Source organism: Saccharothrix stipae (assembly GCF_054781895.1).
In genome coordinates, this window is the sequence record NZ_BAAGTN010000027.1 from 152,274 (window position 1) to 165,696 (window position 13,423).

General features: G+C 71.2%; 7 protein-coding genes. 5 read left to right on the forward strand and 2 right to left on the reverse strand.

The annotated features are described in order from the left end of the window. The gene (locus tag ACYVLT_RS38165) at window positions 1-5,799 is read right to left on the reverse strand and encodes an SDR family NAD(P)-dependent oxidoreductase (protein WP_461125028.1); all 5,799 of its coding nucleotides are present in this window, start codon (window positions 5,797-5,799) and stop codon (window positions 1-3) included. Between the two features lie 461 nt (window positions 5,800-6,260). On the opposite strand from ACYVLT_RS38165, the gene ACYVLT_RS38170 reads away from it, so the two are divergent. The 5 genes from ACYVLT_RS38170 to ACYVLT_RS38190 all read left to right on the forward strand — a co-directional run bounded on the left by ACYVLT_RS38170 (window position 6,261) and on the right by ACYVLT_RS38190 (window position 11,550). Then, a complete protein-coding gene (locus ACYVLT_RS38170) occupies window positions 6,261-7,244 on the forward strand; it encodes a hypothetical protein (RefSeq protein ID WP_461125029.1) in 984 nt (327 codons plus the stop codon). Window positions 7,245-7,280: 36 nt separating this feature from the next. Beyond that, entirely contained in the window at window positions 7,281-8,345 is a 1,065-nt protein-coding gene (locus ACYVLT_RS38175) for a cobalamin-independent methionine synthase II family protein (protein ID WP_461125030.1), read from the forward strand. 406 nt (window positions 8,346-8,751) lie between these two features. After that, window positions 8,752-10,071, forward strand: coding sequence for an ABC1 kinase family protein (locus ACYVLT_RS38180; protein ID WP_461125031.1), 1,320 nt, complete (start codon window positions 8,752-8,754; stop codon window positions 10,069-10,071). Between the two features lie 7 nt (window positions 10,072-10,078). Then, a complete protein-coding gene (locus tag ACYVLT_RS38185) occupies window positions 10,079-10,684 on the forward strand; it encodes a carboxymuconolactone decarboxylase family protein (RefSeq protein ID WP_461125032.1) in 606 nt (201 codons plus the stop codon). Next, window positions 10,681-11,550: an SDR family oxidoreductase gene (locus ACYVLT_RS38190; protein ID WP_461125033.1), complete on the forward strand. Its 870-nt coding sequence runs from the start codon at window positions 10,681-10,683 to the stop codon at window positions 11,548-11,550. Before ACYVLT_RS38185 ends, ACYVLT_RS38190 begins: the two co-directional genes overlap by 4 nt. Before the next feature lie 73 nt (window positions 11,551-11,623). Here ACYVLT_RS38190 and ACYVLT_RS38195 read toward each other — a convergent pair whose 3' ends face one another. After that, entirely contained in the window at window positions 11,624-13,171 is a 1,548-nt protein-coding gene (locus ACYVLT_RS38195) for a GMC family oxidoreductase (RefSeq protein WP_461125034.1), read from the reverse strand. Window positions 13,172-13,423: the final 252 nt, after the last annotated feature.

Consider the following 13,423-nt stretch of genomic DNA (forward strand, 5'->3'; position numbering starts at 1 on the left):
TCAGTCCTCCTTGCCGACGAGCACCGCGAACACCACCGGCTCGGGCCGGTCGACGATGGTGGTCACCCAGGTGGCGACCTTGGCGTCGCCGGTCGACAGCACGGCCCAGCCGTCCGGGTGGACCCGGTCGACCGTCAGCGCCTGCGTGGTGGAACCGGTCTTGCGCAGGCACTCCAGAGCACTCCACACCCGCGTCCCCGCGATGGCCGCGGTCTCGCCGGCCTCGGTGGTGAGCAGGTCGCGCACGGCGATCAGGTCCTCGCCGAGCAGGCCGACCCAGTCCTCTTCGGACCGGGCCTCGGCGGCCTCGACGTCGACGCCGATGGCTCCGCCCTTGGCCGCCACCGCGAAGGTGACGCCCGAGCTGTGCGAGGCGGACACCTCGACGCCGTCGACCTCCGGCTTGCCGTCGGGCCGGTAGCGCACCTCGACGGGGCGGTTCAGCGCCCGGCCGAGCGCGAGCGCGGTCTGCGCGCGGCGCTCCGGGGTGGCGTCGGTCGGGTCGGGCTCGACCACGACCGCGCGGCTGCCGCCCAGGACGCGCTCCAGCGAGCGCTCCAGGTACGAGCCGAGCATGGTCGGCGTCCACGGCCCCGCGCCGTCGCGCTTGCGCACGGCCCGCAGGACCAGACCCTCCCACCGCTCGACCAGCCGCCCGTCCGGGTCCCGGACGTCGATGTCGTAGGTGTAGCTGTCGCCGTCCTGCGAACGCTCACGGGCGTCCAGCACGACGTACTGCGCGAGCTGGTCGACCTGGGCGGACAGGTAGAGCCGTTCCACGCTCTGCGGCAGCAGCGTGGCGTCGGGGACGCAGCACTGGATGGCGTGCATCATCACGTCGCGCGTGCCCGGGTCGGCCAGCATCCGGTCCTGCGGCAGGAACGGGGCGAACCAGGAGGCCACGGACGTCGTGGCGACCTCGGCCACCGCGTGCCGGGCGCTCGCCCGCCGGTAGCCCTGCAACCGCTGGAACCGCTTGCCCTGGAACAGCACGCTGCCGTACAGCTCGGTGACCGGGTCGACCGGCACCAGCGGCAGCACGGGAGCGCCGTCGACCACCTCGCCGGGGATCTCCGGCCGCGGGAACCGCAGTCGGGCCCGGAAGTGGTCGGCGGAGTACCCGGTGTCCTCGGCCCGGATCGCCACGTCCACGGTCTCGGCGTCACGGGCGAGTGCCGCGATCCGCACCGTCAACGAGCCGCCCGGCCGCACCACCACCGGCCGCAGGAACTCCACGTCCTCCAGCAGCGGGGGCGCGTCCTGCCCGGTGAGGGCACTGGCCACCTGGGTCATGGCCTCCATGCCGATGACGGCCGGGAACAGCAGGTCGCCTTCGAGCAGGTGGTCGCCCAGGTACGGGTCGGTGCCGTCGGCCAGGTCGGCCTCGGTAACCAGCTCGACCGACGGGTAGTGGACCAGCACGCGGTCCACGAACCGGGCCAGCGGCAGGTCGGTGCGCGCCATCTCCAACGTCGGCAGGCCGGCGGCGCGACCGGAGACCACGAGCACGGGGCCCACGGTCGGGTCGGCCAGCACCTCGCGGAGCACCGCGATGCCCGCGTCGGTGGAGATCGGCGTGATGCCGTCGCGCATCAGCGCCTCGACCACGCCCAGCCGTTCGCCCATGCCCGCGCCGGACCAGACCGACCACTCCAGGGCGAGGACCCTGGCCTGGGGGTGCTTCACGCCGAAGTCGACGGTCAGCTCGGACATCCAGTCGTTGGCGGTGGAGTAGTGCGCCTCGCCGCGCAGACCCGCCCGGCCGATGATGCTGCCGAACGTGACCAGGAGCTTGATCCGCTCCGGGTCGACCGCGTCGAGCACCGCTTCGAGGCCCTTGATCTTCGGCGCCAACGTGCTGTGGAAGTCCTGTTCGGACAGTCCGGTCAGGCCCTTCGGCTCGTTGCGGCCCGCGCCGTGCAGCACGGCGGTCACCTCGCCCAGCTCGGCGCGGAACCGCTCCACGGCGGCCGCGATCTGCTCGGGGGAGGTCACGTCGGCCCGCACGTAGCGGTGCTCGATGCCCGCCGCGGTCATCCGGGCCAGGTTGGCCGCGAGCTCCGCGTCGGCGGCCGGGTCAGCCCGGCCGAGCAACGCCAGGGACGCGCCCGAGTCGGTGGCCATCGCGATGGCGCACTCGGCCGTGATGCCCTTGCCGCCGCCGGTGACCAGCAGCACGTCGTCGGAGCCGAGCGGGGACGCCTCCGGGGAGCCCGGCTCGACCTGACCCGACACCGCCCGCAGCACCGGCACGGTGCGCACGCCGTCGGCGTCGTACCGCGCCTGGGAGAAGTCGGTCGTGGCCGCGACCTCCGCGGCCACCCGCCGCACCGCGTCGGCGTCCGAGGCGGTCAGCTCGGGTGCGAGGTCGACCAGGGTCACCGGGATGTGCGGCGCCTCCAGGTGCAGCGTGCGGGCCAGGCCCGACGCGCCCAGCTTGTGCTGCACGACCGCGAGCCTGCGGCCGGACGCCAACACGTCGCGCGCGGCCTCCAGGAACAGGCCCACGTGCGCGTCACCGCCCTCCGGCGGCAGCAGCAGGAGCACGCCGTCGCCGGGCAGGCCCGCCTTCAGCGGCTCGGCCAGCGGGTGACCGGGCGGTGCGTGGACCGTCCACTCCCCCACCGGGCCCGGCTTCGCCGACACCAGCTCGCGCTCGACGTGCTCGACCAGGAACGGCCGCACCCACGGCGCGACACCCGGCACCTCGCCGTTGTCGCGTTCGTCGGCGTGCGCCGTGTCGGCGAGGTTGTCGATCAGCTCCGCCAGCTCGCCCATCCGCACGGTGGCGAAGTTGGTCGTGCCCTCCAGGGCCGGGCGGCCCAGGGTGCGGGTGACCTCGTTGACCAGCTGGCCGACCGTGATGGAGCTCAGGTGCAGGTCGTCCAGCGGGTGCGTCTCCGCGGTGATGGCCTCCAGCGGCAGTTCCACGCGCTGCGCGGCCAGGCGGCGCAGCAGTGCGAGCGTGGACTCGCCGTCGGAACCCGTCGCGTCCGCCGACGCCTTGGCCGCGGCGGGCGCGGCCGCACCGCTCGACGGGTTCTGCTCGATCGAGCGCAGACCGGTGTCGAGGGCGGGAGCGGTCTCGCAGGGGCTCGCCAGGAACGTCATCGTGCCGTCCAGCGGCAGGTCGCGGGCGACCCGCTCGCCGAACAGGGCGTCCGTGCGGATCGACGCGCCCAGCACGTGGGCGGCGGCGACGACGGTCAGCAGCGAGCTGAGCGACGCGCTGTCGGTGTCCACCGAGAGCACGGCCTTGTCGGGCGCGATCTCCTGCATCAGGCCGGTGAGGACGCGGCCGGGGCCGACCTCGACGACCAGGTCGGTGACGGCGGCGGCCTTGGCGGCGGCCTCGTGGAACCGGACCGGGAGGGTGATCTGGTCGCGCAGCAGGTCACGCAGGTCGGTGCCCGCCTCCAGCACGTCGCCGGTGACGGTGGAGTGCACCGGGCGGATCAGCCGGCCGAAGTCGAAGTCGACCAGCCGCTCCGCCATGGCCTGCCCGGCCGGCGACACCAGCGGCGAGTGGAACGCGTGGGAGACGTTGATGCGGGTGGCGTGCACGCCCGCGGCCCGTGCCGCCGTGCACACCCGGTCCACGGCCTCGGCCGGGCCGGACAGCACGGTCTGCTTGGGGCCGTTGTAGCCCGCGATCACGACGTCCTCGCCGGCGGCCAGCTCCTTCGCCCGCTCGGGGTCGGTCGCCAGACCGGCCATCGCGCCGCCGCCCTGGCTGGCGCTCGCCATGACGCGGCCGCGCTCGGCGGCCAGCGACAGCACCCGGTTGGCGCTCAGCGCGCCGCCCCAGTGCACCGCGGTCAGCTCGCCGAGGCTGTGCCCGACCGCCGTGTGCGCCTCGACGCCCAGTTCGCGCAGCACCTTCAGCGCGGCGAGCGAACCCGCGACGATGCGCGGCTGCGCGACCTCGGTGGCCACCTGGTCGCCGTCGGTGGGCAGCGCAGCGCTGCGGAAGACCTCCTCCGCGACCGGGAAGCGGCGGCGGATGGCGCCGACCGCGCCGCGGCCGGAACCCTGGCCGGGGAACAGGAACGCCAGGCGCGGCTCCGACGGCCGGTCGTCCAGGAACACGCCGTCATTGGCGTCGAACGCGTTCTTGCCCTCGTCCACGGCCGCGATCAGCTTCGCGACCTTGCGCTCGGCCTCCTCGGGCGTGCGGGCCACGACGGCGCCGCGCAGCGAGGCGCCGGTGAGCCGGGCGGCCAGGGCCGAGGCAAGGTCGCCCAGCTCGGCGAAGGCCAGCTTCGGCAGCAGCGCGGCCACCTCGGCCAGCCGGGCCTTCAGCGTCGCGCGGTCCGTGGCGTCGAACAGCAGCACCTCGGCGTCCTGGCGGCCCGCGACGATGGCCTTGGTGCGGGCGTCGAGCTCCGCGCGGCGGGCGGCGTCGAGCGGCGCCTCCAGCGCGATGTGCGTGTTGATACCGCCGAAGCCCATGGCCGACACGCCGGCGCGGACCGGGCGGTCCTCCGGCCACAGCTCGGCCTCCGACGGCACGTACATCACCGCGTCGTCGGCGGTCAGCTTCGGGTGCGGGTCGTAGTGCCCCGTGCCCGGCGGGATGACCTGGTGGTGCACGGCGAGGGTCGCCTTGATCAGCCCGGCGACCCCCGCCGCGGCCTTGGTGTGCCCGAAGTTGCCCTTGATGGTGCTCAGCGCGGCGGGGCGGGCGTTCGGGTCGGCGGAGCGGCGGGCCGAGGACAACGCCTCGATCTCCGTCTCGTCACCCACCGCCGTGCCGGTGCCGTGGCCCTCGAAGTAGGACACCGACTCCAGGCCGTAGCCCGCGCGGCCGTAGGCGCGGTACAGGGCCAGGCGGTGGCCTTCGGCCTCGGGACGGGTGATGCCGCCCTTGCCGTCCGACGAGATGCCCCAGCCCGCGATGGTCGCGTAGATGCGCTTGCCCTGGGCCAGCGCGTCGTCCTCGCGCATCAGCACGAGGGAGCCCGCGCCCTCGCCCGGCCAGAAGCCGTTCGAGTCCTTGTCGTAGACCTTCATCACGGACTTGGCCAGCGCGCCGGTCTTGGCGAAGCCGATGACCTCGAACGGGTCGATCGACAGGTCGACGCCACCCGCGATGGCGACGTCCAGGTCGTGCTCGGCGAGCGAGTTGGCGGCCGTGGCGACCGACAGCAGCGACGAGGAGCACGCGCCGTCGACGGTGAAGCCGCCGCCGTGCAGGTCGTAGTAGTTGCAGATCCGGCCGGCGATGGTGTTGGCGAGGCCGCCCGCCAGGGTGTCCTCGTTGGTCTCCGGGAACGGCGCCTTGTACTGCACTTCGAGGTCGCGCAGGAAACCGGCGGTCTCGTCCTCGGGCCAGCCCTTCGCGGTCAGCGCGGCGGCGACCGTGCGCCGCACGTACGGCCAGCGCAGCCGCATGACGTTCGCGCGGGAGAACTCACCGGTGAGGCTGTTGCCCAGCACCACGCCGGTCGTCCGCCGCGGCAGGCCCTCGCCGTCGGGGAAACCCGCGTCGGCCAGCGCCTGCGAGGTCACGTCGAGCGCCAGCCAGTGCGTCATGTCGGTCGCGCGGAACGTGCTGCCCGCCACGCGGTAGCGGACCCGGTCGAACTCGAAGTCGCGCAGCACCGCCGCTTTCGTGGTGTAGAAGCGGTCCGGTGCTTCGGGGTCGGGGGAGTAGTAGTCCTCGTGGTTCATCCGCTCGTCGGGCAGCCTGCGGAAGGCCCGACGACCGGCCAGGACGTTTTCCCACAGTTCCCCGGTGGAACCGGCATCGGGGTAGCGCAGGCCGATGCCGACGATTGCGATCCGCTCACTGCTCATGCTTTCACCGTCTTTGAGGACATCGGGAATTCCGGATGGTCTGGAAATGTCGCCGTGCACCATTGCGGCAACACACGCGACACTTCGAAAAATGTGCGCAACGTAAGACTGCACGACCGCCCGACGACCTTGCTTCTCCGAGTTTGCCCACCTGACCTGCACTTTTTCCATAACAGCGTGATTCGAATTCCCTACACCTCGCGCGAGTACCCGGCGAACCAACGCGACCTCTCGGCCCGTCGACTCCGGCAGACCGCAGACCTGCGGACACGGACGCCGTCAACCGGCGTCCGGCGGCGCGCCGGCTCGCCTCCGGTGACATGGGGCCCGTTCGGCCCAGCAACTCCGCACATTTGAAGAAGGAAGATGCCGGACACCCTGGGATGCTTTACCGGCCCTACAAGAACGTGCCCGGAAGACGCCTGACGACGCCGACCCGCACGACTCCCGAGGGGGATCACATGACGAGCGCCAGAACCAACGAGAGTCGCGAAGAGAAGTCCAGGAGGGCGGCGGTCGGCACGTCGCTCTTCGTCACGGGTGAGTTCCCGCGCAGGCGTGGGCTCATCGTCCTGCTGAGCTCGATCGCCGGCTTCCTGCTGACCGTGGTGTGGTCGGCGCACTTCGTCGACTCGGTGATCGGCGACAGCGTGGCCAACACGCTGCTGGGTCACAACGCCAAGGAGACCCCGATCCAGGGCATCGCGGCGGGCATCGCCTTCGCGTTCGCCACCGGTGTCGCGGGCACGTTCACCGCGTGCAACATCGCCGCGTTCGGCGCCGTCGCGCCGATGCTCGGCTCGGCCGGGTCGCGCTGGGCGAAGCTGGTCAACACGCTCAAGCCGATCGGGTGGCTCTCGGTGGGCATGATCCCGGTGGCCGCGCTGTACGGCGTGCTGGTCGGGATCATCGGCACGCGCATGCCGCAGTTCTCCACCGCGGCGAACACGCCGGGCACGCTGAGCAGCCGCAGCATCCAGTCGCTGATCGTGTTCGGCGTCATCGGGCTGGTGATGTTCTACCTGGGGCTCGCCGCGCTCGGCCTGGTGCGGGACCCGTTCCGCAAGATCTCCCAGCGCTTCCCGAACGCCCCGATGGTGTTCATGGGCGTGCTGATCGGCGGGTTCCTCATCGGTCGCCCGTTCGGGCTATTCCGGCAGATGTTCCGTGACGCTGCGGAGAGCCACAATCCCCTGTACGGGGCTGCGGCGTTCACCCTTCAGTCGGTAGGCAACATCATCATCATGGCCCTACTGTTCCTCGCGCTGGCGTACTTCACCGGCGGCCGTTTGCAGCGGTGGCTCGCCGCCAAACCGGCGAGGGCCGCGACCCTCACGGCCGTCGCGCTGATCGTCGCCGGCGTCTTCACCTTCATGTACTGGGACATCAGGCTCCTGGCCCGGCGGGAGATCATCCCGTGGTACCCGACGGCGCCCTGGTCCTGATCACACTGAGTAGGCAGCAAACCCTTGGAGGGGGCAATGGGCATTCCGACCGAGCCGATCGGCAGCATCCCGCGTCCGGCGGATCTCGTGCAGGGGTTCAAGGACCACGCGGAGGGGCGCATCGACGCGGCCGCGCTGCGTGAGCTGACGGACAAGGCGTTGACCGACACGGTCGGCCGGTTGGAGGCCACCGGTTCGCCGGTGGTCACCGACGGCGAGCAGGACAAGCCGAGTTTCCTGACCTACCCGGTGGCGGGCATCTCCGACCTCGCGCCTGGCGGCGCGGTCGTGCCGTTCGCCGACGGCCACACCCGTGAGCTGCCCGTGCTCACGAGCGGGCCGTTCCGCTACACCGCGCGCGCCGTCGACCTGCTGCGCACCGCGCAGCGGCTCACGTCGCTGCCGGTGAAGCAGCCGGTGATCGCCCCGTCGGCGCTGAGCCTGCTCTACCCGGCGGACGGCATCGACGGCTACTCGCGCGACGAGTTCATCGCGGACCTCGTCAACGAGACCGAGGCCGACATCCGCGCCTGCCTGGACGCGGGGGCGGCCTCGGTGCAGCTGGACTTCACGGAGGGGCGGCTGTCGCTCAAGCTCGACCCGTCGGGCGGGCTGCTGCGCGACTTCGTGGCGCTCAACAACGCGGTGCTGGAGCGGTTCTCCGACGAGGAGCGCGCCAGGATCGGCCTGCACACCTGCCCGGGCGGCGACTGGGACTCCACGCACAGCGCGGACGTCGACTACGCCGACCTGCTGCCGGACCTGTTCCGGATCAAGGCCGGCCGGTTCTACGTGCAGCTGGCCAGCGAGTCCGACCCCCGTCGGGTGCTGGCGATCATCAAGGAGCACCTGCCCGCCGACGCGCGGGTGTTCATCGGCGTGACCGATCCGATCGACCCGCGCGTGGAGACGCCCGAGGAGGTGCGCGACCGCGTGCTGGAGGCGGCCGAGTTCATCCCCGTCGGGCAGCTGGGCACCTGCGACGACTGCGGGTTCGCCCCGTTCGCCGACGACACGTCCACCACGCGTGACACGGCGTTCGCCAAGATCGCCGCCAGGGTCCGGGGGACGGAGCTCGCCGCCGCCGAACTCGGGGTCTGATCGCGCAATTCCACGACGCCGGGCAGCCGCGCGGGCCGAAGTCGACGCACTCCCACGGGAGGCGCCTTCGACCCGCACGGAGGCCCGGCGTCGTCGCGTCCGGGGCCTTTCCCACCTCACTCGGATCGACCGGCCCGGCACCGTCCACACAGGACTTTTCGGCCGGTTGGCGCGAAAAGCAATATTCGAGAAGAGGGACACCTACACGTAACGGTGTAATGCTTCCGGCGATGTCCCCTCCGGAAAGGCGGCCCCCCGCGATGACGTTTCGGTCGAACCCGGCCCCTTTCCTCGACAAATCACTCCGGCGAGGCACGGAGGGAGTAGTCGGCGCGGCATCGGCGTCGACACCATCAGGGCGGACGGCGTCGTGCCGTCCCCGCGAGTCCAACGACAGGGGGCGAGGTTGAACAAGATCACTGGCCGCCTGGTGCAGCTGCCCGGTCTGGTGCTGCGCTGCGCATGGGTCGGCGTCATCGTGTTCTGCTACAGCCTGGCCATCGCGGGCGCCGCGGTCGGCGCGCGCTTCCGGCGCTCCAAGGACGGACGTGGCCTGCGCGACGGCGACCGCTGGGTCAGGATGCTGACCCGCCTGGGGCCTTCCTACATCAAGATCGGCCAACTGCTGAGCACCCGGCGGGACCTGTTGCCCGAGGAGGTGACCACCCCGCTCGGCAGGCTCACCGACGGCGCGTCGCCGCCGAGCAGGCGGCGGATCGAGCGCACCGTCCGGCACGCCTACCGCGACCGGCCCTGGCCGTTCCGGGAGTTCTCGTGGGAGCCGGTCGCCTCGGGCAGCATCGCGACCGTCCACGAGGCGGTGACGCTGGACGGCCGCCACGTGGCGGTCAAGGTGCGGCGTCCCGGTATCGAGAAGGTGATGTGGCAGGACTTCACGCTGACCGCCTCGGCGATGAGCATGATGGGCCTGCTGCCCAAGCTGCGCAAGATGCCGTTCAAGCTCATGCACGGCCAGGTCGGCGGCGCGATCCTGCGCCAGCTCGACTTCGAGGCCGAGGCGACGTCGCTGACCGCGCTGCGGGCCAACCTGGTGCGCTCGGGCCGGGCCGTGACCATCCCCGCGCCGCTGCCGGAGCTGTGCACGACGGAGACCGTCGTGATGGACTTCATCAGCGACCTGAGGCGCTTCGAACCCGGCGAGCTGGACGCCGACACCCGGCGCTCGGTCCAGCGGGCGGTGCTCGGTGCGGTCTACGAGATGCTGTTCATCGACGGGTTCGTGCACTGCGACCTGCACCCGGGCAACCTCTACTTCGACCTCAACGCCGACCTGGTGATGCTGGACGCCGGTTTCGTCATCCAACTGCCCGACCCGGTGCGCCGGTCGTTCGCGGACTTCTTCATCAACATGGCGATGGGCGACGGCTGGTCGTGCGCCCAGATCGTCATCGAGAGCGCCGCCGAGGTCGCCGACGACTGCGACCTGGAGGGGTTCCGCACCGCGCTCGGCGAGCTCGTGGCGGAGACCTCCGGCGCGAAGTCCGGCGAGTTCGACCTGGCCCGCTTCGCCGGCCGGCTGTTCGACCTGCAACGCCGGTTCGGCTTGTTCCCCGCCCCGGAGTTCGCCTTCCCACTGCTCTCGCTGCTGGTCATCGAGGGCATGATCAAGGGCTTCGACTCCGATCTCGACTTCCAGGCCGAGGCCATCCCGGTCCTGCGACGCCGCAACATCCCTCGTGACGCTCAAACCGCTGTTGAAAGGTGAGTCGAGCATGGACGCAACCACCCACGTCAGGGTTCCGCTGGTCGACGAGGGTCAGGCCGAAGGCCGCCTCGCCGAGCTGTACGACAACATCAAGCAGTCCACCAACCTGCCGTTCGTGCCGGACATGTTCCGCCTGATGTCCACCAGGCCCGACCTGCTCGAAGCCGTGGTGGCCGGGTACAAGGGCATGTTCCTCGGCGGTGTGCTGCCGCGGCAGACGCGGGAGCTGATCTCCGCGTGGACGTCGAAGGTCAACGAGTGCCCGTACTGCGTGGGCACGCACAACTTCTTCTTCCAGGCGTTCGGCGGCCCCAAGGAGACCGCCGAGGCCGTCGAGCGCGCGGCGTCGGTCGAAGAGCTGCCGGTGGACGAGCGCACCAAGGTGCTGCTGCGCCTGCTGACCAAGCTGAGCAAGGAGGCGTACAAGATCACCGACGCCGACTGGAAGGTGGCCACGGACGCCGGCTGGACCTCCGAGGAGCTGCTGGAGGGCTTCTTCATCGCGGGCATGTTCAACTTCATCACCCGCATGGTGGACGGCCTGGGCCTGGGCTTCTCGGTGGCGGCGAGCCGGGTGTCGCAGCAGGAGGTTCCGGCTGGGGGTGAGGCGTGACCGCCTCCCGCGCGGTGCTGATCACCGGGGTGAACTCCTCGGGTGGGCTGTCGTCCGGCACCGGCCGGGCGACAGCTCTGCGCCTGCACCGCGCCGGCTGGCCGGTCTACGCCACGGGTCGCGACCTGGACGGGCTCAAGGACCTGGCCGACGAGGGCATCACCACGCTCCAGGTCGACGTCACCGACGAGGAGTCGATGGCCGCCGCGGTGAAGCGGATCACCGAGGACCACGGCGCGGTCGGCGTCCTGGTGAACAACGCCGCCTACAGCCTCAACGGCACCATCGGCGAGACGCCGATCGAGCAGGTGCGCCGGCAGTTCGAGACGAACTTCTTCGGCCTGTCCCGGATGACGCAGCTGGTGCTGCCCGGCATGCGCGAGCAGCGGTCGGGCCGGATCATCATGATGTCGTCGATCTTCGGCCTGTTCGCCACCCCGGGCCGCGGCTACTACCAGGCGACCAAGCACGCCCTGGAGGCCATCAGCGACTCGCTGCGGCTCGAGGTGAAGCCCTGGGACATCAAGGTGTCCATCATCGAGCCGTCACCGATCCTCGGCTCGTTCGTGCCGACCACCGTCGGCGACCTCGGCCTGGACACCGACAGCGACCTGTACGCCGACTTCTGGGAGCGCTTCGTCGTCTGGCACGGCGCCTACCGCGAGGTCGACAAGCCCAAGGGCCGCGGCCGCACGGCGGTGCGCTCCGGCAAGGTCGCGGAGACCATCGAGAAGGCGATCACGGACCCCAACCCGCGCATCCGCTACCGGCTCGGCCTGCCGACCCACCTGCTGAAGCCGCAGCGGGCGATCTTCGGCGACCGGGCCTGGGAGGTGTTCGTCACCAAGTTCTTCCCGCAACCCTGATCGTCGCTCCACCCGCACGACGAAGCGGCTCCGGACCTCAGGTCCGGAGCCGCTTCCCTTCGTCGCGAGCGCATCAGCCCTCGCGCAGCAGGTCCGCCACCCGCTCGCCGATCATGATCGAGGACAGGTTGGTGTTGGCCCGCACCGTGCTCGGCATGATGGACGAGTCGGCCACGTACAGGGACTCGATGCCGTGCACCGCGCCCCGCTCGTCCACGACCGAGTCCGGGTCCGAGGCCGGACCCATCCGGACCGTGCCGACCGGGTGGTAGGCGCTGTCCAGACTGGTCTTCACGAACTGCCGCACCATGTCGTCGTTGTCGATCATGGCGTCCCGCAGCACCACGAAGCCCTGACCCAGCTTCATGATGTCGGGGTGGTGCGCCAGCTTCCACGCCGTGCGGACGCCGTCGACGAGGATGTCCATCTCGCGCTCGTCGTCGAGGAAGTTCAGCACGATCTGGGGCTGGGCGGTCGGGTCGGCGGACGGCAGCGTGATCCGGCCGCGCGAGCCGGGGCGCTGCGCCACCACCATCACGCCGAGGATCTCGGTGGTGCCCGCCAACATCTGCAGTTCCGGGAAGTGGTCCAACGAGAAGTGGTTGACCATGTAGTACTGCAGGTCGTTGAACTCGCCGGAGATCGGCGAGGTGGTGCGGAGGATCTCCTGGAGGAACGCCTCGGTCGGGTCGACCACGCCGGGCTGCGGCACCAGGAACGCGCCGGTGCGCTGGTGGTCGACCAGGTTGCCGCCGACCCCCGAGAGGTCCGCGCGGACGTCGATGCCCAGCCGGCGCAGGTCCTCGGCCGGGCCGATGCCGGAGCGCAGCAGGATCGCCGGCGACGCGACCGCGCCGGCGGCCAGGATGATCCGGCGGCCCTCGACGAGCTCGTAGGAGCCCCCCTGCGCCGCCGCCATGACGCCGATCGCCTTCGTGCCGTCGAACACCACCCGCTCGACCGACGTGAGCGACCTGATCTCCAGGTTCGCCCGGCCGCGGATCATCCGCAGGTAGGTCGTGCCGGTGGTGGCCCGGTGCACCGAGTCGTGCCGGGTGGACGGGATCGAGCCGACGCCGGTCGCCTCGGGGTGGTTGTGGTCCTTGACCTCCGGGAAACCCGCGTCCAGGCAGGACTCGACGAACGCCGTCTGCCCCGGCGACAGCTCCTCGGGCGACCAGCGGCGGATCGGCATCGGGCCGCCCTGGCCGTGGAACTCGCTGTCCCCGTAGTCGTAGTCGTTCTCCAGCTTGCGGAAGTAGGGCAGCACGTCGGAGTAGGACCAGCCCGGGTTGCCGGCGGCGGCCCAGTCGTCGTAGTCCTCCGGGACGCCGCGCAGGCCGACCGTCGCGCCGACCGCCGACGAACCGCCGGCGAGCTTGCCCCGCGGGTAGCGGATCCGGCGGCCGTCGTGCACGTCGGCCCGGAAGGTCCAGTCGTTGCCGACGAACGACATCGAACGGCCGTAGAAGATCTCCTCCGGCAGCTCCTCCGGCTCGGCGTAGTCCGGGCCGCCTTCCAAGAGCAGCACGCGCCGCGCGGGATCCTCGGTCAACCGGGCCGCGAGCGCCGCACCGGCCGATCCGGCGCCGACGATGATGTCGTCATATTGAGCCGTCATAAGCAGTCCTCGAAGATTGGGCGCCTCGGCCGCAGGGTTCTGCGACCCACCCGCCGAGCGTCGCACCGGCTGCGATGACCTTGCTACTCGCGCGTTGCCCCGCGTGGTGTTCCACGCGCGCGATCGCGCGGCACAACGGGAGTACCGCTCGGTTACACCGACCGAGCGACGCTCGGGATCGGACCCCTCACCACGAATATCCCGCCCGCACGGCGCCTTCTCCGATCATGCCGACTTCCCTGCCCCAGCGCC